The sequence below is a fragment of the Mesorhizobium sp. L-8-10 genome (assembly GCF_016756635.1).
Lineage (GTDB): Bacteria > Pseudomonadota > Alphaproteobacteria > Rhizobiales > Rhizobiaceae.
On sequence record NZ_AP023263.1, the window covers coordinates 6,329,920 to 6,351,203 of the forward strand.

22 protein-coding genes are annotated in these 21,284 nt (G+C 64.9%); 11 read left to right on the forward strand and 11 right to left on the reverse strand.

The window, feature by feature from the left end:
• Positions 1 to 366: 366 nt before the first annotated feature.
• The 5 genes from JN280_RS29625 to JN280_RS29645 all read right to left on the reverse strand — a co-directional run bounded on the left by JN280_RS29625 (position 367) and on the right by JN280_RS29645 (position 4,091).
• On the reverse strand, positions 367 to 855 hold the full coding sequence (locus tag JN280_RS29625; RefSeq protein ID WP_244742241.1) for a hypothetical protein: 489 nt from the start codon (positions 853 to 855) through the stop codon (positions 367 to 369).
• Positions 856 to 1,012: 157 nt separating this feature from the next.
• Complete coding sequence (locus JN280_RS29630; protein WP_202307607.1) at positions 1,013 to 2,389, reverse strand: ATP-binding protein; 1,377 nt, start codon at positions 2,387 to 2,389, stop codon at positions 1,013 to 1,015.
• 8 nt (positions 2,390 to 2,397) lie between these two features.
• On the reverse strand, positions 2,398 to 3,063 hold the full coding sequence (locus JN280_RS29635; RefSeq protein ID WP_202307608.1) for a response regulator transcription factor: 666 nt from the start codon (positions 3,061 to 3,063) through the stop codon (positions 2,398 to 2,400).
• A 102-nt stretch (positions 3,064 to 3,165) separates the two neighbouring features.
• Entirely contained in the window at positions 3,166 to 3,468 is a 303-nt protein-coding gene (locus JN280_RS29640; protein WP_202307609.1) for a hypothetical protein, read from the reverse strand.
• A gap of 137 nt (positions 3,469 to 3,605) precedes the next feature.
• On the reverse strand, positions 3,606 to 4,091 hold the full coding sequence (locus tag JN280_RS29645) for a DUF3168 domain-containing protein (protein ID WP_202307610.1): 486 nt from the start codon (positions 4,089 to 4,091) through the stop codon (positions 3,606 to 3,608).
• Positions 4,092 to 4,336: 245 nt separating this feature from the next.
• On the opposite strand from JN280_RS29645, the gene JN280_RS29650 reads away from it, so the two are divergent.
• The gene (locus JN280_RS29650; RefSeq protein ID WP_202315106.1) at positions 4,337 to 6,487 is read left to right on the forward strand and encodes a transglycosylase domain-containing protein; all 2,151 of its coding nucleotides are present in this window, start codon (positions 4,337 to 4,339) and stop codon (positions 6,485 to 6,487) included.
• Positions 6,488 to 6,504: 17 nt separating this feature from the next.
• On the opposite strand, the gene JN280_RS29655 is transcribed toward JN280_RS29650, so the two are convergent.
• Positions 6,505 to 7,038 (reverse strand): MarR family winged helix-turn-helix transcriptional regulator, encoded by a 534-nt coding sequence (locus JN280_RS29655; RefSeq protein WP_202307611.1) that lies wholly within the window; start codon positions 7,036 to 7,038, stop codon positions 6,505 to 6,507.
• 133 nt (positions 7,039 to 7,171) lie between these two features.
• Here JN280_RS29655 and JN280_RS29660 point away from each other — a divergent pair, with 133 nt between their 5' ends.
• The 4 genes from JN280_RS29660 (at position 7,172) to JN280_RS29675 (ending at position 9,937) form a co-directional block, all read left to right on the forward strand.
• A complete protein-coding gene (locus JN280_RS29660) occupies positions 7,172 to 7,531 on the forward strand; it encodes a cupin domain-containing protein (RefSeq protein WP_202307612.1) in 360 nt (119 codons plus the stop codon).
• Positions 7,532 to 7,565: 34 nt separating this feature from the next.
• A complete protein-coding gene (locus tag JN280_RS29665; RefSeq protein ID WP_202307614.1) occupies positions 7,566 to 7,796 on the forward strand; it encodes a DUF4287 domain-containing protein in 231 nt (76 codons plus the stop codon).
• A 141-nt stretch (positions 7,797 to 7,937) separates the two neighbouring features.
• Positions 7,938 to 8,192 (forward strand): DUF6489 family protein, encoded by a 255-nt coding sequence (locus JN280_RS29670; protein WP_202307615.1) that lies wholly within the window; start codon positions 7,938 to 7,940, stop codon positions 8,190 to 8,192.
• A 281-nt stretch (positions 8,193 to 8,473) separates the two neighbouring features.
• Positions 8,474 to 9,937, forward strand: a complete 1,464-nt coding sequence (locus tag JN280_RS29675; protein WP_202307616.1) for a metal-dependent hydrolase family protein — start codon at positions 8,474 to 8,476, stop codon at positions 9,935 to 9,937.
• A gap of 10 nt (positions 9,938 to 9,947) precedes the next feature.
• Here the strand turns inward: JN280_RS29675 and JN280_RS29680 are convergent, their stop codons facing one another.
• On the reverse strand, positions 9,948 to 11,150 hold the full coding sequence (locus JN280_RS29680) for a D-alanyl-D-alanine carboxypeptidase (RefSeq protein ID WP_202307617.1): 1,203 nt from the start codon (positions 11,148 to 11,150) through the stop codon (positions 9,948 to 9,950).
• A gap of 418 nt (positions 11,151 to 11,568) precedes the next feature.
• Here JN280_RS29680 and JN280_RS29685 point away from each other — a divergent pair, with 418 nt between their 5' ends.
• The 3 genes from JN280_RS29685 to JN280_RS29695 all read left to right on the forward strand — a co-directional run bounded on the left by JN280_RS29685 (position 11,569) and on the right by JN280_RS29695 (position 14,437).
• On the forward strand, positions 11,569 to 12,558 hold the full coding sequence (locus tag JN280_RS29685) for a TRAP transporter substrate-binding protein (protein WP_202307618.1): 990 nt from the start codon (positions 11,569 to 11,571) through the stop codon (positions 12,556 to 12,558).
• A gap of 71 nt (positions 12,559 to 12,629) precedes the next feature.
• Positions 12,630 to 13,142: a TRAP transporter small permease gene (locus JN280_RS29690; protein WP_202307619.1), complete on the forward strand. Its 513-nt coding sequence runs from the start codon at positions 12,630 to 12,632 to the stop codon at positions 13,140 to 13,142.
• A gap of 14 nt (positions 13,143 to 13,156) precedes the next feature.
• Positions 13,157 to 14,437, forward strand: a complete 1,281-nt coding sequence (locus tag JN280_RS29695; RefSeq protein ID WP_202307620.1) for a TRAP transporter large permease — start codon at positions 13,157 to 13,159, stop codon at positions 14,435 to 14,437.
• A 65-nt stretch (positions 14,438 to 14,502) separates the two neighbouring features.
• On the opposite strand, the gene JN280_RS29700 is transcribed toward JN280_RS29695, so the two are convergent.
• Complete coding sequence (locus JN280_RS29700) at positions 14,503 to 14,901, reverse strand: DoxX family protein (protein WP_202307621.1); 399 nt, start codon at positions 14,899 to 14,901, stop codon at positions 14,503 to 14,505.
• 119 nt (positions 14,902 to 15,020) lie between these two features.
• On the opposite strand from JN280_RS29700, the gene JN280_RS29705 reads away from it, so the two are divergent.
• The 3 genes from JN280_RS29705 to JN280_RS29715 all read left to right on the forward strand — a co-directional run bounded on the left by JN280_RS29705 (position 15,021) and on the right by JN280_RS29715 (position 18,052).
• Positions 15,021 to 15,605 (forward strand): DUF1214 domain-containing protein, encoded by a 585-nt coding sequence (locus tag JN280_RS29705; RefSeq protein ID WP_202307622.1) that lies wholly within the window; start codon positions 15,021 to 15,023, stop codon positions 15,603 to 15,605.
• Entirely contained in the window at positions 15,598 to 16,164 is a 567-nt protein-coding gene (locus JN280_RS29710) for a DUF1254 domain-containing protein (RefSeq protein ID WP_202307623.1), read from the forward strand. Before JN280_RS29705 ends, JN280_RS29710 begins: the two co-directional genes overlap by 8 nt.
• An 880-nt stretch (positions 16,165 to 17,044) precedes the next feature.
• Positions 17,045 to 18,052: a hypothetical protein gene (locus JN280_RS29715; RefSeq protein ID WP_202307626.1), complete on the forward strand. Its 1,008-nt coding sequence runs from the start codon at positions 17,045 to 17,047 to the stop codon at positions 18,050 to 18,052.
• Here the strand turns inward: JN280_RS29715 and JN280_RS29720 are convergent.
• Genes JN280_RS29720 through JN280_RS29730 form a run of 3 tightly spaced genes read right to left on the reverse strand, consistent with a single transcriptional unit; the run spans position 18,039 to position 20,886 of the window.
• Positions 18,039 to 18,386: a DUF1491 family protein gene (locus JN280_RS29720; RefSeq protein ID WP_202307628.1), complete on the reverse strand. Its 348-nt coding sequence runs from the start codon at positions 18,384 to 18,386 to the stop codon at positions 18,039 to 18,041. The genes JN280_RS29715 and JN280_RS29720 overlap by 14 nt on opposite strands.
• A 24-nt stretch (positions 18,387 to 18,410) precedes the next feature.
• On the reverse strand, positions 18,411 to 19,196 hold the full coding sequence (locus tag JN280_RS29725; RefSeq protein WP_202307630.1) for a peptidoglycan-binding domain-containing protein: 786 nt from the start codon (positions 19,194 to 19,196) through the stop codon (positions 18,411 to 18,413).
• Positions 19,171 to 20,886 (reverse strand): sensor histidine kinase, encoded by a 1,716-nt coding sequence (locus tag JN280_RS29730; RefSeq protein ID WP_244742246.1) that lies wholly within the window; start codon positions 20,884 to 20,886, stop codon positions 19,171 to 19,173. The genes JN280_RS29725 and JN280_RS29730 overlap by 26 nt, the downstream gene beginning before the upstream one ends.
• Between the last annotated feature and the right edge of the window lie 398 nt (positions 20,887 to 21,284).

Here is a 21,284-nt window from a genome sequence, read left to right on the forward strand (position 1 = left end):
ATCGATCCGAGCCATGAATAACGGGGAAAAGCCGTCTGGGCCCAGGACAGGATCTTCGTGGAACTGCCGACCTCTGGCTATGGCCGGGAAGAGCCTGAAACGCCGTGAATTTTCGGCACACCTCAGTGTGATGGATACCGGTGCGCATGCCGCAGACTCGCATGCGCACTGCCGTGGGGGTTTCTCAATCGGGTTTCATCTTTGTCGGTTGAACCGTTCGGCATCTGCCGACGGTCGATCTGCCCGACCGTTCGAGCGCGCAATCGCGTCGCCCGGGCCCGTTGGCGCGAAAGCCAAGCGGCCCCCGAATAGGCCGCACGGGCGATTGGGGCCGCACCGGATGCGCCAGCATCCGTGCCACCTCGACTAGGTCAGCGGCGTCCAACTGCCGTCGGCATTACGGCAGGCGGTACCGCGCGCCGATTTCGGCTGGGCACCGCCATAGATCGTGTGCTTGTACTGGCGGCAGTCCTGCGAGCCGACCCGGTAGGGCTGGGCCGCGACCACCTCGCCGTAGCGGTTGCCGTCGCCGCGCCAGGTCACGACCTCTCCGCTCGGCGTATGCTCAAGCGCTCGGTATTCCGCCTCCAGCGCACTGCGCTTTTCGCCGCTGTCAAGACCCGCACCGATTGAACCGCCGACTAGCCCTCCGGCCATTTCGTCGATGATCGCCGAGGCGACAGCGCCGCCGGCTCTGGTCTGGCCGCCGCCGGTTGCCGGCGTCGTCGCGTCGTTGCGGCCGAGCCCCATCGTGCTGCAGCCGGAAACTGCCAGCAGTCCGGCGACCACGGTCGCCTGAAATCTCTTTGTTCTCATCGGCTTGCCGCGTGCCGGCGCCTGGAAGAAATTCGTCATGCAAGAAGCCTTCCGCGTAGATGCGATCTTTGACCGAATTTGGGTTCTGCCGCTACTGCCGGATCGGCCATCGCGGCATGCTCGTCCCTTCCCATAGGGCATAGCTGTGAAAGATAGTAAACGAAGGGTTTCGACGGCCCTTTGCGCCGGGGCGCGCCTACTGCGCGCGCTTGAGCTCGACGGAGGCGCGCAGACCGCCGAGCGCCGAGCGCTCCAGCGCGAGCCGGCCGCCATATTCCTTGACGAGGTCGGAGACGATCGCGAGCCCCAGGCCGGTGCCCGGTTTCGTCTCGTCCAGCCGCTTGCCCCGTTTCAGCGCCTCACGCGCCTTGTGCTCGGGAATGCCCGGCCCGTCGTCTTCGATCGAAAGGACGAAATTGCCGCCATTGTCGCCGGACGCCGCGACCGAGACCTGCACGGCGGACTTCGCCCATTTCATGGCGTTCTCCAGCAGGTTGCCCGATATCTCCTCGAGATCCTCACGCTCGCCGGCGAACAGGATCTCCTCGGCCGGCAATGACAAGCCCAGCCGAGTGTCGGGATTGAGTTTTTCCATCACGCGCACCATGCGCTGCAGCAAGGCGGCGACCGGGGTGCGATAGACGACGCTGTCGCGCTGGGCGGCGATCCTTGCCCGCTGCAGATAGTGTTCGAGCTGCGTCTGCATGGACGCCGCCTGCTCGGTGATCAGCCGGCCCTTGTCGCCGCCGATCAGACGCCCTTCGTTCAGCAGCACGGCGAGCGGCGTCTTCAGCGAATGGGCAAGATTGCCGACCTGGGTGCGGGAGCGTTCCACGATGCGCCGATTGTTCTCGATCAGCGCGTTGGTCTCATTGGCCAGCGGTTCGATCTCGGCCGGGAAGCTGCCGTCGAGGCGCTGCGCCGTTCCTTCGCGCACCATCGCCAAAGCGTTGCGAACCCGCTGCAGCGGCTGCAGGCCGAACAGGATGGCGACGGCGTTGATGGCGATCATGCCGACGCCGAAGATCGACAGATAGGTGTAGAGGCTGCGCTCGAAACTGCCGATCTCGGCCTCCAACTCGCTGAGATTGCCCATGACCCGGAAGCGGGCGATGCGGTTGCGGGCGTCCAGCACGAACTCGGCCTCGATGACTTCGAGCTCCTCGCCGGACAGTCCTCCAGCGGTGTAGCTGCGTCGGAATTCGGCATTGAAGGGAACCTCGAAAGCCGATGGCGAAGGGATGGGCTTGAACATCGAGGGCGACCGGAGCTCGCCGTTCAGCCCTTGCGACACGGGCTCCACCGCCCAGTACCATCCCGATCCCGGACGGGAAAACCTGAGGTTCCCGAGGTCGGGGCTGCCGATCAGAGCGCCGCTTTCGGACACGCTGACCGAACTGATCAGGTTGAAGAGGTGAGCCGAGAGCAGGCTTTCGAACCCCCGTTCGCTGGCCTGCCGGTAGAGCGTGGTGATGACGGTCGCGATCACGATCAGGGCAACCACGGCCCAGATCGTCGACAGGGCGATGACCCGGACCGTCAGCGAGCGCGGGACGAGCGTCAGCTTCGGCATGTTGCCGGCTACGCGGCCGGCTCGCGCATGCGGTAGCCCATGCCGCGCACCGTCTCGATCATGTCCACGCCCATCTTCTTGCGCAACCGTCCCACGAAGACTTCGATCGTGTTGGAATCGCGGTCGAAATCCTGATCGTACAGATGTTCCACCAGCTCGGTGCGCGACACGACCTCGCCGACATGATGCATGAGATAGGCGAGCAGCCGGAATTCGTGGGATGTGAGCTTGAGCGGCACGCCGTCGACATCGGCCTTCGACGCCTTGGTATCGAGCCGAAGCGGACCGCAGACGAGCTCCGAGGAAGCATGACCGGCGGCCCGGCGGATCAGCGCCCGCACCCGTGCCAGCACCTCCTCGATATGGAAAGGCTTGGTCACGTAGTCGTCGGCGCCGGCATCGATACCGGCGACCTTGTCGCTCCAGCGGTCGCGCGCGGTCAGCATCAGCACAGGCATCTTGCGGCCGTCGCGCCGCCAGCGCTCGACGACGCTGATCCCGTCCATCTGCGGCAGGCCGATATCGAGGACAACCGCGTCATAGGGCTCGGTGTCGCCGAGGAAATGTCCCTCCTCGCCGTCGAAGGCGCGATCGACGACATAGCCGGCGTCGACGAGCGCGTCTGCCAGTTGCCGGTTCAGGTCCTTGTCATCCTCGACGACGAGTATCCGCATCGAATCACATGTTTGTTGAGAGGGGCTGCCGGGATCGACATGCCACGATATAGGCCGATTTTGGGCGCGGGAAAATCGCTCCTTCGGTGGCCAGGGTGTGCATCAGTTCTGCGGCACCACGAATTCCGCCCGACGCGGCCGCTCTCCCGCCTTGGCGGGCAGAAGCACCACGATGCGGCAGACCGCCTGTCCGCCCTGCGTCGCCGGCGAAGCCTTGGCCAGCGTGCCGCCGTTCTCGGCCGCCACCTGCTGACCGATCGCATAGCAGTCGGCGGCCACGCCATAGAGGAGCCCCTCGGGCGCCGAGGGCAACAGGGCCGGCACGGCCGCGGCCTGCGTGGCGAACAGGCCGGCGGCGCAAAGCGCCGGGATCGCGAGGCGGGGAAAGATGTGCAAGGTGATCATGGCACGTCTTCTAACCCATACGTTCTGAACGTGAAATGAACGGCAAACCATCGGCCCGTCCCCCTCTGCCAGGATCGTCATTCAAGGCCCGAAGCGGGCCTTGGGAGCCGCGAACCCTACCCGCGGCCCGCTGTCGATCAACGCCGCGGCCCGAGCGTTCGACCTGGACGGGCAGCCTTGCGCGGGGAGGGCGACCTCGCGCGACCTCGCCGCCCGCCCTGCCCCGGCGCCGCCACGACGGCGCGAAAACGCAGCATGCCGTGATATACCGCCAGGTTCTCGTCGTAGCGTATCTGGTCGAATTCCAGCCGCAGGCCAAACGCGACGTCGCCGTCCAGCGAGCGGCCGTCGAGAGCGGCGCGGGCAGCATCCATGATCTCTCTTGTTTCGGCATCGTCGCGCGCCTTCGACCAGACATGCAGCGTGAAGAGCTGCTCGGTGTCGCTCTCGCCTCCCGTGCCGTAGTCGTAGACGCCCGTCCGGCCGAAGGTCGCATGCGGCAAAGGCGCGTTTGCCGGCGCCCTCTCGTAGACATGCGCTTCGCCGATCAGCGCAGCGAACCGGGCGTCCTGGCGGAGCGCCTGGAACACTGCCCTCTGAAGTTCGGCGGCCGGAGGGGCCATTCGATCTCGACCTCAGGCTGTGGAGCCGCTCCGTTGCGGTTCTCGACATCCGACTATCCGCCGGTAGCGATCAGGGAATCAACCCCTTGTTCACATTGAAGCCGCATCATTTCCGCTGGTTCGGCAAAGGCGCACGCACGAGTGGCTTGCCGCCGCCGCCGAATTGAGGGAAAAGGCAGGAAACCTCGTCTTACGGCCTGCCCTGGCAGGGGTCGGCAGCGTCGCGAAACGAGGGCGGGTGGATGATGGACGATCCTTTCAAGCCGCGCAAATCGCGAAGCCCCCGGGCGACCCGTTTCCTCGCGGTCGATGCCTGGATCGATTCGAGCCTCTACGAGGCCGGCTTCAAGCTGGGCGAATGGTGGGAAAGGCTGACGATCTTCTCCCGCCGATTCCGGGTGACCGGCTGGCGACGCTGCCTGGTCGAGCTGGCCAGCGAAGCGGCAACCCTGGGCGCTGCCGGCTCGGTGGTCATGCTGGCGCTCGCCATGCCCGCCTTCGAGGAAACGTCAAAGGACTGGCGTTCCCAGGGCGACTTCGCCGTGACCTTCCTCGACCGCTACGGCAACGAGATTGGACAGCGCGGCATCATCCAGCGTGATTCCGTGCCGGTCGACGAGTTCCCCGATCATGTCGTCAAAGCCGTCCTGGCCACCGAGGACCGCCGGTTCTTCACCCATTTCGGCATCGACTTCCTCGGCCTGACCCGCGCCATGCAGGAGAATGTGCGGGCGAACTCGGTCGTCCAGGGCGGCTCCACCATCACCCAGCAGCTTGCCAAGAACCTGTTCCTTTCGAACGAGCGCACGGTCGAGCGCAAGGTCAAGGAAGCCTTCCTGTCGCTGTGGCTGGAGATGAACCTGTCGAAGAAGGAAATCCTCCAGCTCTATCTCGACCGCGCCTATATGGGCGGCGGCACTTTCGGCATAGCGGCTGCCGCCGACTTCTATTTCGGCAAGAAGATCAAGGACCTTACGCTCGCCGAGGCGGCCATGCTGGCGGGCCTGTTCAAGGCCCCGGCAAAATACGCGCCGCACATCAACCTGCCGGCAGCGCGCGCCCGCGCCAACGAGGTGCTGACCAACATGGTCCAGGGCGGTTTCATGACCGAGGGCCAGGTGCTCTCGGCGCGGCTCCATCCGGCTGACGTCATCGACCGCGGCAACAAGAAGAGTCCCGACTACTTCCTCGACTGGGCGTTCGAGGAAGCCAAGCGCGTGGCGCAGAAATCGGGCGTCCATTCGATGGTCGCCCGCACGACCATCGATATGAACATCCAGGCCGCGGCGGAGGAATCGCTCGAATACCATCTGCGCCAATACGGCAAGGAGTACGGCGTGAGCGAAGGTGCAATTGTCGTCATAGAGACCAATGGCGCGGTCAGGGCCATTGTCGGCGGCCGCGACTACGGCGCCAGCCAGTTCAACCGGGCGACGAAGGCCCTGCGCCAGACCGGCTCCTCCTTCAAGCCCTATGTCTATGCGACGGCGATGGAGAACGGCTTCACGCCGGACTCGGTCATCTCCGACGGTCCGATCTCCTGGGGCGGCTGGTCGCCCAAGAACTATACGCGCGGCTATTCCGGCCGCATGACGCTCACGACCGCGCTGGTCAAATCCATCAATACCGTTCCCGTGAGGCTCGCCAAGGACCACCTCACCACCAAGCCGATCAAGGCGCTGATCCAGGCCATGGGCGTGGAATCCGAGATCAGCACGCACAAGACCATGGTGCTTGGAACGTCGGGAATGACCGTGATGGACCAGGCGACCGGCTACAGCGTCTTCGCCGACAACGGCATGACGGGCCTTCGCCACGGCATCACCCAGCTCATCACCCATGGCGGCGATGTCGTCTACGATTTCGACCGCGACGCTCCGGAGCCGCACCGCGTCCTGTCGGAGAAGGCGGCGGCTCAGATGAACTCGATGCTGGTCCAGGTGCCCGAGATCGGCACGGCACGCCGCGCCGCCCTGCCAGGCATCCGCTCGGCCGGAAAGACCGGCACGACGCAGGCCTATCGCGACGCCTGGTATATCGGCTTCACCGGCAACTACACATGCGCCGTCTGGCTGGGCAATGACGACTTCACCTCGACCAGGAACATGACAGGCGGCTCGCTTCCGGCGATGACCTGGCAGCGGCTGATGGCCTATGCGCACCAGAACATCGAGCTGAAGCCGATCCCGGGCATCGAGCGCCCGTTCATCGAGATGCCCGTCGCGGAGAAGCCTGCCGGGGCGGGCAAGAAGCATACCGACACGGCGCCGGAGATCGAGCGGCCTCGCGTGCTCTCCGCCGCCACCACCCGCGTGCTGCGCGACATGACGCAGATGTTCCGCAAGGCGCCAGTCCTCGAAACGCCGACAGAACCGAAGACGCTTTCGGCACTGTAGAGGCCGGCCGCGGGCGGCTACGGCCCCTCGCTTTCCCCATCCATCGCCTCCACGGCGATCAGCAGTTCCCGCAGCAGGCCCGACAGGACCTCGCGCCTTTCCGGGCTGAGCGCGTCGATGAAGCGCAACTCATTCGCCATATCCGCGCGGAAAGCCTCCTCCGCACGTTTCTGTCCTTCCGGCGTCAGCGCAACCAGGAAGCTGCGGCCGTCCTCGGTCGATTTCTCCCGCGTGATCAGCCCTGATTTCTCCAGCCGCACCAGCCGGTGGCTGAGGCCGCCCGACGAGATCATCAGCGAGCGATAGAGTTCGGTCGGCGTCAGCTTGTAGGGCAGCCCCGAGCGGCGCAAGGTGCTGATCACGTCGAATTCGCCGCGGTCCAGCCCGAACCGGGCGAAGGTGGCCACGATGCTCGGCCGCACCAGGTTCGACAGGCGGTAGGCACGACCCAATATGGTCATCGGCGACGTGTCGATGTCAGGGACTTCCCTCGCCCACTGCCCCCGCAGCCTTTCGACGTGGTCGCGTGCCTCGCCGGTGTTGTCTCCCATCGTGCTGTCCTCCGTCGTTCGTTTCGTCCTTAGCGGGAATATGTCTCGACAGGAAGATATATATCTTGACGAGAAGTTAGATTTGCGAAATTATCTTCCCGCGAAGATATCTCCACCCGATCGGGAGGCTGAAATGTACAATCTCGTCCGCCACACCGAACCCGCCCCCGGCGCCAGCCGCACCGTTCGTTTCGACGGTGATGAACATGGCTCCGAAGTGTCCTTCTTCCTGGTCGACAACGAGCCCGGCCAAGGCCCGGCCCTACATGTCCACCCCTATACAGAGACCTGGATCGTGCGCGCCGGCGAAGCCGAGTTCATGGTCGGCCGCGACAGGATGCGTGCCGGCCCCGGCGACATCGTCGTCGGAGGCGCCGGCGTCCCGCACAAGTTCCGCAATGTCGGCACGGGTCGGCTGCAGCTCGTCTGCATCCATGCGAGCGCCCGCATCATCCAGGAATGGGTAGAAGAACACGACCAACCGGCGGCCTGAGCAGCCGGCTCCCCCTCTTCGAACAGGAGCAACCATGTCTTTCCAGGGTTATCTCGACACGATCAAGAGCAAGACCGGCAAGGGTCCGGAAGACTTCCAGCGGCTCGCCGACCAGAAGGGCTACGCCGAGAACGGGCGATTGAAGCCGGGCGTGAAGGCCGGGCAGATCGTCGGATGGATGAAGGACGAGTTCAATCTCGGCCACGGCCACGCGATGGCGATCTACGCCCTGCTCTCAGGCAAGCGAAAGCCTGGCGACGCTTGAGGCCCCACGGCCCTGCGCTTTCAGCCGCCCTGCTTTCGCCGCTTCGCCCTTTGGCGACTCTACGATAGAGTTCGAGCCGGTCCGACGCCGAGGATTCCCACGAACCGGCCTCGCGGCCGGCGCAGATGCACGGAGGGCGCGTTGAAAGTAACGATCGACATCGACTGCACGCCGGCGGAAGCCAGGCAATTCCTGGGGCTGCCGGATCTTCAGCCGCTCCAGGAGGCATGGGTGCGGGAAATCGAGAAGAAGATGATGGCGAGCCTCGACCAGTTCTCGCCCGAAAGCCTCGCTCGCAGCTGGCTTTCGGGCGCTCAGGCCGGCGCGGATTGGATTCCGGCTGTGTTCGGCGCATTCATGCGGGAACGCGGCGAGGACAAGGGCAAGAAGAGCTGAGGCGGGGTTAGCGGCCTCGACGATGTCGGGGGCTCCCGGCGCGTCTCGTGTATATGCGTTTCTTTGACGGTCCGACAGCCGACTGGCCACGTCCGTGTCCGAAGCGGCCCCCTTCATGCACGCGCAAAGCGACTCGGCCCGATCTGCATAGCTCGCGCATTTTCCAGCCGCACGACTCATGCCAATCTGCGATTGCAGAAAGTATCCGAAGAAGTCCTGCCGAAAATCCATCGCAGCCGGTCGAGAATGGATCGGAGGCCTCGCAGCGAGGAGAAGTCTGGATGTTCAAATGTTCGCCCGCCGAGGAGGCAGAGCCGCAGGACTTCACCTGTCTGTGCCACAGCCCGGCATTCGCGCGCCTTAACGCGCTGGTGGAGCAGCGATTCTCCCGCCGGGCGTTCCTGACCGGTGCCGCAGCCATCAGTGCCGCTGCCTTGTGGCCGGGAGTGTCCGTCGCAGCGATCCCAGCTCCACCTGCAATCCCGATCGCGTTCACCAATATCAGGCTGTTCGACGGCAAGTCCGGGAAGCCGATCGAGGGCCAGCGCGTCACCGTGGAGGGTAACAAGATCAAGGCGATCGAAGCCGGCTCCGACCCGATGACCGAAGGCGCCGAGGTCATCGACTGTGGCGGACGCACGCTGATGCCCGGCCTCATCGACGCACATTGGCATTCGATGATGGCGCCGATCGGCATGATCGACCTCATGACCGCCGACATCGGCTACATCAACATCGCCTGCGCCGAGGAGGCGAATCGGACACTCATGCGCGGCTTCACCAGCATCCGCGACCTTGCGGGCCCCTCCTTCGGCCTCAAGCGGGCGATCGACAGCGGTCTCACGGCCGGGCCGCGTATCTGGCCGTCGGGCGCCATGATCTCGCAGACCAGCGGCCATGGCGATTTCCGCCTGCCTTACGAGGTGCCGGCGGAGCCTACCGCTCCGCTCAGCCGCGGCGAAAGGCTGGGCGGAGGCATGATCGCGGATGGGGTTGACGAGGTGCTGAAGCGCTCTCGCGAGCAACTCATGCTGGGCGCGAGCCAGCTGAAGTTGGCCGCCGGCGGCGGGGTCGCGTCGAACTTCGATCCGATCGACGTCACCCAGTACACCGAGGCCGAGTTCCGCGCCGCCGTCGATGCGGCAGAGAACTGGGGCACCTATGTCACCGTGCACGCCTATACGCCGCGTGCCATGCAGACCGCCATACGCGGCGGGGTTCGGTGCGTCGACCATGGCCAGCTGATGGACGAAGAGACGGCCAGGATCATGGCCGACAAGGGCACCTGGTTCTCCAGCCAGGCCTTCATCGACAACGAATACGCCAATCCCTATCCGGAGGGTTCGGCCAACAGGGCCAAACAGCTCGCCATGTTCGCCGGCACCGACACGGCCTATGAGCTTGCGAAGAAATACAAACTGAAGACCGCCTGGGGCACCGACATATTGTTCGACCCATCAAGGACAAAGAACCAGGGCGCGCTGCTCACGACCATGACCCGCTGGTACGCCCCCGACGAGGTCCTCGTCATGGCGACGGGCACCAACGCGGAACTCTTGGCCATGTCCGGTCCGCGCAATCCCTATCCCGGCAGGATCGGAGTGATCGAGGCCGAAGCCTATGCCGATCTGCTGCTCATCGACGGCGATCCGATCGCCGACATCAAGCTGATCGCCGATCCGGACAAGAACCTCAGGATCATCATGAAGGATGGCCGCATCTACAAGAATACGCTCACGGCCTGACCACGAGCCATCACCCCTGCGCCGGCAGCGGCAGGCAGGAAAACGAGCGCCGCTTGAGCGCCTCGCAGGCGGACGCGGCCGAAGCCGGGCTGTCGAAACCCACGAAGCGGGCCCGGTAGAGTGTCCTTGATCCGCTGGATACGGCCTCGGTGTAGAGGGATATGTCGGAGAAGCGGCGGGACAGCGCCGAACTGGCCCGACGAAGCAGCGCCATTGCCGCATCCTCCGTGTCGAGGGCTGCGATCTGGACCTGCCAGCCAGTCCCGTCCCTTTGCAGCGGTACGACGGCCGGCTGGACATCGTCTCGCAGGTCGCCGGCGGCCGCCACCAGCGCGGCGACCGCGTCTGTGCGGGGAGCAGCTCGCGGAATTGGAACACCCTTGACCGGCATCGACACATGCGCCGCGTCGTCGCGTCCGGCCCGAGCGACCTCTACGGCTTTTGCCGACGCCTTCGACAGATGGCGATCCATCAATGCGGCCATCTCGGCATCGCGGCTTCGTGCCGTGCGTCCGCCAAGCACCACGCCCACGACACGACGATTTCCCTGCTTCACGGCGCTGACCAGATTGAACCCTGAGGCCCTGGTGTAGCCGGTCTTTATGCCGTCCATTCCGGCATAGCGATACATCAGATTGTTGTGGCCCCGGATGACCCTTCCCCGGAACTTGAAGCTCTTCGTCGCGAAGAGCTTGTATTCGCTGGGATAGTCCCGGAGCAGCGCGACCGCCAGCGTGGCCATGTCGCGGGCGGTCGTAACCTGCCTGGCATCGGGCAGGCCCGAGGCGTTCCTGAAGACCGTCCGCTTCATGCCAAGCGCTCGCGCCTTTTTGGTCATCAGCCGCGCAAAGCCGGCCTCCGATCCGCCCAGAGCTTCCGCCATCGCAGCCGCAGCGTCGTTGGCCGATCGCACGATCATGCCGTAGACGGCTTCGCGCACGGTGATCGTTCCTCCGGCCCGCAGGCCGAGCTTCATGGGAACCTTGCCGGCGGCGTTTCGGGAGACCTTGATTTTCTGGTTCCAGCCGAGCCGGCCGGAGCGAAGGGCTTCGAATGTCAGATAGAGGGTCATCATCTTGGTCAGCGACGCCGGATGCTGAAGCTTGTCCGGGCCTTTCGCCGCGAGCACCGTCCCGCTGTTCACGTCCAATATGATGCTGGAATTGGCGGCATGGGCTTCCGAAGCAGCAAGTGCCGAAAATAGGAGAACCATCGCCGAAAAAATACTTATAAAAGTATATTTACAGCAATTCTTCAAAGAACCTCTCAAGGCCGCCGGCCCTCCGTACCTCTCCCCTTTTTGACGGCGGAACTATATTGCCGCGCGTGCGCAACACGAAACCTAAAATTGTAGTAATTGGGCGGTTGGTGAATGGGCGGTAAAACGGGCGGCGCCAAGAGTTAACGCCACGTTCTCGTCGCATCTGGAGCAGGCGCCGCTTCGCGGTGGCCTTGCGGCCATCCTTGACAACTCTTCCACGCGGCACTTCTGGCCTGACGCGATACCGCTCCACACACCCGGCAAGAACCAGAAACGAGCGGACTTATGACTCACGACAAAAACCGGACATCTTTACAAAGCTGCCGGCAGTGTGCGTCCTTGCCGACGTCGATTCGAGGGGAGTGTTCTCATGAGGTCTATCAAATCATCGTTCCTTGCCGCCGCCGCATTGGCAGCATGCATCGCTGCCACAGGTGCTGCCAGCGCCCAGACCGAAGTCAAGATCGGCTACGCGCTGGCCGAGAATTCGCATTACGGGGTGGCGGCCAAGGCGTGGGCCGAGGCAGTCGAGCAGGCGACCGACGGCAAGTTCACTTTCCGTCAGTTCCCGTCATCCGCGCTCGGAGGCGAGCGTGAGGTGGTCGAGGGACTGCAACTCGGCACGATCGAGGCGACCATCGTCTCCACAGGGACACTGAGCAATTTCGTGCCGGCGGTGGGCGCCACCGACATTCCGTTCCTTTTCCGCGATCTCAAGCACGCGCGCGACGTGCTGGACGGCCCCGTGGGACAGGAGGTACTCCCCCTATTCGACGACCGCGGCATGGTTGCGCTCGCCTGGGGCGAGCAGGGCTTCCGCCACATCACCAACAACAAGCACCCGATCGGCACGCCGGCCGACCTGGCGGGGCTCAAGCTGCGCACGATGGAGAACCCCGTCCACATCACCGCCTTCGAGACGCTCGGCGCCGCGCCGACGCCCATGGCCTGGCCGGAGGTGATCGGCGCGCTCCAGCAGGGCACGATCGACGGACAGGAGAACCCGCTCTCCGTCATCGTCTCGGTCAAGCTGAACGAGGTGCAGAAATACCTGACCCTGTCCGGCCACGTCTATTCGCCAGCCATGCTGCTCGTCTCCAAATCCTTCTTCGACAATCTGTCGGACGAGGAGCAGCAGGCTTTCCGCGACGGCGCGGCCAAGGGCGTAGTGGCCATGCGCGCCTTCGTCGACGACGTCGAGAAGAGCGGCGTCGCGACGCTCAAGGAGCGCGGCATGCAGGTCAACGAACTGTCGCCGGAGCAGAAAGCCGAGTTCCAGAGCTCGCTCAAGGCGGCCTATCAGCAGTACTACGAAAAATACGGCAAGGATCTGATCGACAGGATCATCGCAACGAAATGACGACGGCCGAGCGGCCACACCCCGCCCGGCCGGAGAGGCGCCGGGCGGAACCTTGCCTGCAGGAGGGAGCGATGGACAGGGCGGAACGCATCTTCGTGGCGACCAACCGCTGGGCGCTGATCCTCATCCTGGCGGCCATCAGTGTCATTGTCTTCGCCAATGTCGCGCTGCGTTACCTGACGAACTACTCGATCGTCTGGGCCGAGGAACTTGCCCGCTACCTGATGATCTGGATGACCTTCCTCGGCGCGGGGCTGGTGCTGCGCTTCGGCGGGCATGTCGGCATCGACAGCCTGCACCATGTGCTGCCGCGGCGCTGGGCGCAGATCCTGCGCGTCGGGCTTGCACTGCTGATGATCGCCTTCTTCGCCGTCATGGCCTGGCAAGGTTTCGATTATATGCAGCGCGCGCGGTTCCAGACGACGCCGGCCCTGCGCATTTCGTTCAGCTATGTCTACGCCGTGTTCCCGATCGGCTTCGGGCTGCTCATCGTGCACCTCCTGCTGGTGATACGAGGCTATGTGCGCGACCGTCGATTCGCCGAAAGCGACGAGGTGAACGCAGACACGGCGGCGGCCGTCTGAGGAGGAGCCGGTCCATGATCGCCACGCTCGTCATCGCCGTCCTCGTCCTGCTGACGCTCGGCATGCCGGTCGCCTTCGCGCTCGGCATTTCGGCCTGGCTCGCCATCCTCGTCGGCGGCCAGTTCCCGCAACTCGTCATCCTCAAGGAGATGTTCACCGGGCTCGACAGTTTCCCGCTGCTGGCCGTACCCTTCTTCATCCTCGCCGCCGAACTGATGACCGGGGGCGCGCTGACCGCCATCCTGCTTCGCTTCGCCATGCAGTTCCTCGGCCATCTGCGCGGCGGCATGGGCTATGCCAACATCCTCTCGCTAACGCTGTTCTCCGGCATCTCCGGCTCGGCGCTGGCCGATGCCGCCGGCCCCGGCGCGATGATGGTGCGCATGATGGACGAGGCCGGATACAAGCGCGCCTATGCCGCCGCGCTGACGGCTTCGACGGCGATCATCGGCCCGATCATTCCGCCCTCGATCATCATGATCATCTACGCCCTGCAATATGAAGGCGTGTCCGTGATCGACCTGTTCCTGGCGGGTTTCATCCCGGGTATCCTGATTGCGCTCGGCATGGCGGCGGTGAACTGGTACGTCTCGCGCAAGCGCGACTATCGCTCCGCCGCGCAGCGACCGGACGCGCGCACCATGCTGTGGAACACGCTCAACGCGATGCCCGCGCTGTTCCTGCTCGTCATCATCATCGTCGGCATCCGCTCCGGTGCCTTCACGCCGACCGAGGCCTCTGTCGTCGCAGTCTTCTACGCGCTCGTCTGCGGCATGTTCTTCTACCGCACGCTGCGTCCCACGGACCTGCCGCGCATCGTTGCCTCGTCGGCGCTGCTGACGGCTTCCGTCCTTGTCATGCTGGCGACATCGCAGGCCTTCGCCTGGGTACTGACCATCAAGGGCATTCCGCAGGACCTCGCCGCCACGATCATCGCCTGGGACCTCGGCCCGGTCGCCTTCCTCGTGATCGTCAACATCCTGCTTCTCATGTTCGGCATATTCCTGGAACCGATGCCGGGCGTGCTGATCCTCATTCCGATCCTCGCGCCCATCGCCTCGGGCCTCGGCATCGATCCGGTCCATTTCGGGGTGATCGTCTGCTACAATCTAACCCTCGGCATGATATCGCCACCGGTCGGCAGCCTGCTCTCCGTCGTCTCCATGACGGCCAAGGTCGACCTGCCGGCGCTGGTGAGGGAACTGACGCCCTTCCTCGTCATGCACCTGATCGTTCTGATGCTGCTCACCTTCGTCCCGGCCTTCTCGACCACGCTGCCAGCGCTGGTGAGGTAGCAGGGATTATCCGCCGCTAGCCGGCCGCAAGGATTTCCCGCGGCCGGCGGACGTAGGGTAGCGGTTCAGCTCTTTCTCGACAGGGCGGCAGCCAGAGCCAGGCCGCCGACAAGCGAAACATGCTCGAGCGGCACGGTCATGTCGCGAAACGCCTCCTCGCCTTCTCTCGCCCAGAAAGGATGCGCAATTGGGATCGTCAGCAGGGTGAACACGGCGAGCGCTCCGCTGGCCATCCAGACGCCGCGATTGAGAATGATTGCCGCGGACGCTCGCAGTTGCAGGACGAGCGTCACGGCATTGGCCGCCCAGCCGGGATGGAGGTTGAAGCTCTCCATGACCGCGGCATTGGCCTCGAAGTCGACCAGCTTCGCCAACCCGCTCGACCAGAAGACGAAAGTGAGTACCGTCCGGGCGAGGAATGCGAAGGCGCGGGAGTCCAGGACCCTCTCGAAGATAGCCGGCATGGCTCACCCCTCCCATCCCCGACTGCCCCTCCGAAGGCGTCGCGCGGACGTCGCCCGTGGCTTGCGCCAGAACGCCGTGCTTTGCTATGCCGGTCGAACGATCCCCCGACCGCGTGCCGATGCTCCAGCGAATTCTCCTCGTCCTTACAGTGCTCCTGATCGCCATCGGCGCGGGCACGGCGAGCGTCTGGTACCCGCTGCATTCTCAAACCGGCATCGGTTCGGTGACGATCGGCGGCTGGACCGTCTTTCCCAATATCGGCACGCCGCAGGCTGATCCCTATTCCAAGGCGCGCATCGCACGCGAAGGCGTGCTTTCGCTCGGGCGGGCCGAGGGACTGACCTTCATCGCCGAACGCGATTCGGCGGGCAACCTGCTGCGCCGCGACTGCGGCTACAAGGTCGAAGGTTCGGTGCCGCCGGCACGATTCTGGACCCTGTTTGCCGCCGATCCCTCGCTGGCGGCACTGGAAGCCGGCTCCTCCGGGCCCTCGGCGACGCATTCCCAGGAGATAATGCGCCGGCCCGACAACAGCTTCTCGATCGCCTTCGGTCCCCGGCCGGGTCCCGGCAACTGGGTGCCGGTCACGGGCACCGGCACGATGACGTTCCTGCTGACGCTCTACGACACCCCCATCGAAGCCAGATCCGGCATGGACGACATCGAACTCCCGAAGGTATTGAGGACGGTCTGCAATGACTAGCCGTCTGCTTTCGGGGGGAATCCGGCTTCTCCATGCCCTTGTCCTCGGCCTCGTCGGCGCGGGCATCGTCCATATCGCGATCCTGCTGCTCCTTCCTGTGGTCTCGGAAAGGGATGCATGGTCTCGCCTCGCCCGGTCAGGCGATCTTTACGCTGTGGTTCGCGCCTCCGGCGGCGCCGGCGACCGGCGTGTGCTGCGTCTGACCGACCCCTTCATCGAAGCAGTCGCTTGCCGGTTCGATCTTGGCGACGGTATCGCGCGCATACGCGCCGCGGGCCACGTTCCGTTCTGGTCGGTCTCCGTCTATGACCGCAACGGAACGAACGTCTATAGTTTCAACGACCATGCGACTGTCGACGGCAATCTCGACATTCTGGTGCTGACCCCGATGCAGATGGTCGAACTCCGCAAGGATCTGCCGCCGGAGTTCCAATCCTCGATATTCGTGGAAGCCGATATCGAGGAAGGCATCGTGGTCGTGAACAGCTTCGTTCCCGACCCGAGCTGGAAGCCGGCGATCTCGGCCTATCTCAAAGGCGCGACCTGCGGCACCGAATAGCGGCGGGCAGGCGTCATTCGAAGCAGCCTTGCCCTGCGACGCGCCGGCTTTTGTCACCAGGATTTCTCATAGGCTAAGAGGTCCCATAGAAACGTCGCGGCAGGGTCAGGCCATGGTCGCAGCCCAACTCTGACCCGGACAAGGAACATGACGCGTATGGGCGTCCACGATGCGAGGCTTCAATACCGCGCCGGCTTCGGTTTCTCGCCCTTCGATACGCTGGCTGCAACCCGTTTACCGCCGTTTCCGACAGGTACCCGCTCGTAGCGGACACCCGGGAAGATGATGATTGACGCAGCGACCGCGCGCTGCGGCCTGGTGGTCTTTGTCGCCGCTGTCCGCGGCACAAAAGGCAGTATAGCGCCCATGACTTCGCGCTCCTCTCGGTTGAACCGGAGCAACAACGCAACGCCTCCGCCGCGATTAGGGCAGTACAGAGTTAACAGGCTGTTACCGGAAAGCCGTGAATTCCGAATATTTCATGGCCTCTTATTCAGCGCGCCGGCGCCCCAGCCGGGACCTCGGCGCACCTAGTCGCCTTGTTGCGTCACGAGGTCTAGCGCTGTTGCCGTGAAGCGACCGTGAAGCAAGCACGACGCCCGAGACGACAGCCAGGGCTTTCCTCGATGGTTGGGCGAGACACCCTGCATGTCGCTCGACAGGTTCATTCTCCCTTAACCATGAATGATTACAATCTTATCGGGGTCGGAATGCGGGAAAGCGGCGACCGCCTAGCCATGTGGGATCGATGCGCCGGCCGACAGCGCGGGATCTGGCCGGGCACAGCCGCTGGCCTGCAGGAAGCTCCGTGTTCGGCTGGCTGCGCCAGGTTCGTGCGCATATCTGCCGATCGGCTTCGTGTTGCGTCAGGCGTGTCATCGTGTCGTCCTCGGATTTCAGACAGATTGCCAATCGAGCCGAACACGGAAAGGCAGAACGCCTGTTCCGCGCGGCCGTCTCCGCCTTCTGCGCGCTCCCACGTCCGTCGCGGCGCGAAATCGCGCAGCTCGAAGACCTCGCCTTGCCGCTGTTCGATTCCGTCTCGGCGGAATCGAAGCGCTACGTCGCCGCCGCCCTCTCCGAGATTCCCCATGCGCCGCCTGCCCTCGTCCGCCGACTGAGCAACGAGCCGGTCGGGATCGCCGCGCCGCTGCTTATCCGTTCCGATGTTCTCAGCGACACCGACCTCATCATATTGATCGGCAGGCATGGCCTGCCGCATGCCCGGGCGATCGGCCGCCGCCGCAACCTTAACCCGACCATTGCCAATCTCGTCAGGGCGCTCGACCGCCCCGCCCAGGTGCCGCAGGACAGCCACGCAATTTCCGCTTCTGAAGATCGTCCGCCATCGCCGCCCGTCGGGCTCCCAGCAGATACGCCCGCAGAGAGCGTGAGGCAGAAGCTGCGAGGCATGATGTTGCCGGCCACGGCCGATGCGGACGACGGACGGATGTCGGCGACGGCGATCCGGAACGCGCGATTCTCCAAGCTGCGCGCCACCGCGCTCACCGGGCACCTCAACTATTTTCAGGTCGCACTGGCTGAGGTACTCGGCATCGACCTGCGCCACGCCAAGGCCATCACCGAGACGGCGAACTACGCTGACCTGAGCCTCGCGCTGCGCGTGGTCGACCTCGAGGTCGAACAAGCCTTTCTGATCGTGGCGGCGATCTTTCCGGCCTTTTTCGGCCACGCCGAAGGCATTCGACTCTTCGTCGACCGCTATCGGCTGAGCCACCGCGAAACGGCACGGGAAAAACTGCGCGGCTGGAAGGCTGAATCCGTTGCGGAGAGGCTTGCGCGCCGGCCCGATGCCCGACACCGCAGCGGATCGAACGCCAACGAGCCTGCCCACCCGCCCTCACCGGGCACCCTCAGGGCGTCGTGAGAACAAGCAGTTCGGCCAGCGGCGTCGACCCAGGCTCCAACTCGACCACCCAGACATCGGAATCGAATCGCATCTCCTTGGCCAGCCGTGCTTCGATCGCATCGCCATCGACATCGGACAGTATCGCCGCGAACTGCCTCTCATGCGGACGTCCACTGTCATAGGCCGTTTGCGGCGCCGGGCCGAGGAGCGAAGTCTCGCCGAGCCTGTTGCGCGTAACCACGAAGACGGCGCCGGCTTCAGCCGCCCCCCGCCGCATCACGGCCCCGAAGCCGCCGTCGCCGAAGACGCGCCGCAGCAGTGCCGACACCCATAGATCCGTTGTGACCCGCATGGGCCTCTAAGGCCCTGCCCGACGTCAGTTCGTCAAGCCGATTTCGCGCATCTTCCTGTACACCACCTCGTCCGGCTCCCCGGTGACCGGCAGGCCGAACAGCGACTGAAACTCGCGGATGGCCGACTTGGTGCGCGCGCCCACGATCCCGTCGATCTCGATGTCGTCATTGCCGAAGGCCTTCAATCCGGCCTGGATCCTGACGATGCGGGGATCGCTCCCATTGGGCGATGCGGCCGGCCTCGCCTCCGGCGCGAGTTGCTCGGGTCCGACGCGCGGCACCGGAACCGGCAGGCGCGGCGCGATGCCCGCGGTCGCAGCACCGAGTTGCTCAAGAAGCGTGTCGTCGATGTCGCCGGACACCGGCAGGCCCACCGTCTTGCGGTAGGCTTCGATCGCCTGGCGCGTATTGGGACCGGTGATGCCGTCGACCTTTCCGCCGTAGAAGTCGAGGTCGCGCAGCACGGCCTGCACCCGCTCCACCGTGGGGTCGCCGACCGGCGCCGGCACCGCCGCGCGGGCGCCGCGTTCGATATGGATGGTCGTCGAGGACCGCGTGACGACGTCTTCCTCCGGTGCCGGCGGTCCGACATAGGCGGTGTCGCGGGTGGAGAAGAACGCGCCCTCGTGGAAATGGGGCTGGTACCACAATGCGTTGGCCGAGACGTAGGCGAGCGCGACGAGAAACGCCGTCGTGCCTCCGACCAGGACAGGATTGCGCGCCACGACGATCGCGAGCGACGCCGCCCCTTGCCGGAGAACGCCGGCCGGTTCTTCCTCGACCTTACGCAATCTTGCGGAGCGTGCCATCGATCTCCTCTCTGGTTTCGGCCGCCTTCATCGACAGCAGCTCTCCCCGCGAAGCCCGCCAGGTCGCCGGTCCGTCGATCGGCAGGCTGATGGCCACCGTCGTTCCCTGCCCGAGCGCGCTTTCGATCGTCATCGTTCCCTGATGCAGGCCGACGAGCCCTCTCACCACCGAGAGACCGAGCCCGGTTCCCTCGAACTGCCTGGTGTAGTCGTTCTGGATCTGCGTGAAGGGCTGGCCGATGCGTCCCAGATCCGCCTCGGCGATGCCGATCCCGGTATCGGCGACAGAGAAATGAAGGCGCGAGCCGAGGCGCTTGGCGGCGAGGCTGATGGTGCCACCCTCCGGCGTGAACTTGATCGCGTTGGACACGAGATTGATGAGGATCTGCCTGATGGCACGGCTGTCGGCGACCACGTCGCCGACGGCACCCGCAACATGCATGTCCAACCTAAGCTTCTTGGCATCGGCCTGGGGCGACAGCATCGCCCTGCACATATCCACCGCGTCGCGGAAGCGGAACGGCTCTGGATGGATGTCGTAGGACCCGGCTTCGATCTTGGAGACGTCGAGGATCGAGTTGACCACGGCCAGCAGATGGTTGCCGGAGTCGCGGATCATGCAGACATATTCGCGCTGCCTGGGATCGTCGAGCCTGCCGCACATGCCGTGCGCGAGCATGTCCGAGAAGCCGATGATCGCGTTGAGCGGTGTGCGCAGTTCGTGGCTGACCGTGGCGAGGAAACGGTCCTTCGCGGCACTGTTGCGGTCGGCGGCCTCGCGCGCAAGGGCCAGCGCACCACGCAGCTCTTCCGTCTGGAGGGCCTGGCGCAACAGCACCACGATCTCTCGTGCGTCGCCGGCGCGCACCAGCTCCACACAGAAGAGGCGGTAGTTGTCGCCGGCCGGGCCGTCGGCCCGACGTGGCAGCCTCAACCTCAGCTCGCAATTGCGGGAGGCTGCGCCATCGCGGATATCGGCCAAGGCACTGAGATATGCGACCCGGTCGGCGACATGGATGCGGTCAAGCAAGCCGCTCGACAGCAGCAGTTCCGGCTGGAGATCGAGGATATCGCGCGCCTTGCGCGAAACGTCGGCGACATCGCCATTCAGTGCCATGCGAAGTACGACGGCGTCGATGAAATCTTCGATGCCGCGATGCTCGTCGTCCGCGTCCCGATGCGGCTCGACGCCGAGCAGTGAGTGGAGCCGCGGCAGGAGCGAAAGGACATAGCCGGCCGGCACCAGCCAATGCCAGGCGCTGGCCGCAATGTCGGCACCGGCGAGCGCCGGTGCGACCATGGCCTGGACGACGAAAGCGCCAATGGCGGCAAGACTGCCAAGCCAGGCCGAACGGGGCGTCCGTGCCACCCAATAGGGTTCGACGACGAGGCCGAGCGCGAGCAGGGAAAGCGGCGAGGCGATACCGCCCGCCGCCGCGATGACCGACCCAACGGCCGGCGCCGCCATCGCGAGCATGGCGCCGGCGGCGAGCGTGTCGCGGCCGGTCGTCGTCACCGCCACGACGGCGAGCCAGGCAGCGGCGAGCAAGCCGCAGATCGCCGCGAGCGCCGCAGCCGCACCCAGGCCAGGAACAAACACCTGGGCAGCGGCAGCGGCCAGGAAGAACGGCCCGACCAGCAAGGCACCGAGCAGCCGGGCCTGGCGCGCGCGGACGTCCGCGCAAGTCACGGAAGGGTGGACCAGTCGGTCGCAACCTGCGGCCAACCCGGCGAGCCATTCCGAAGATCTGGTTGCCAACGCACTCAACGCCACGCACTCGCACCTGTCCGCTTTGCGGATCGCTCTTGGTTGGTTCCGACCCTCTCATCCAGCCTTTAAGGAAAGGATAAGGTCGTGCGTTTGGGCACCGTATTGATGTCGATTGTCGGGCCGGAGCTGGTGGAATCGGCACTCACCTTCGACCATAGTAAATGGTGGGTTATCGTCGCCGCGCGCTTCGCAGGTGCCTGACGGGACCGTGCGCAGGCACGAAATATTTTTGAAAAACAGGGTGATATGCGTGCGGTCGGGTCACCGACCGGCGGATGCCACGATCGGCACCGGCCCGCGCCCCGGCGCCGGATCGG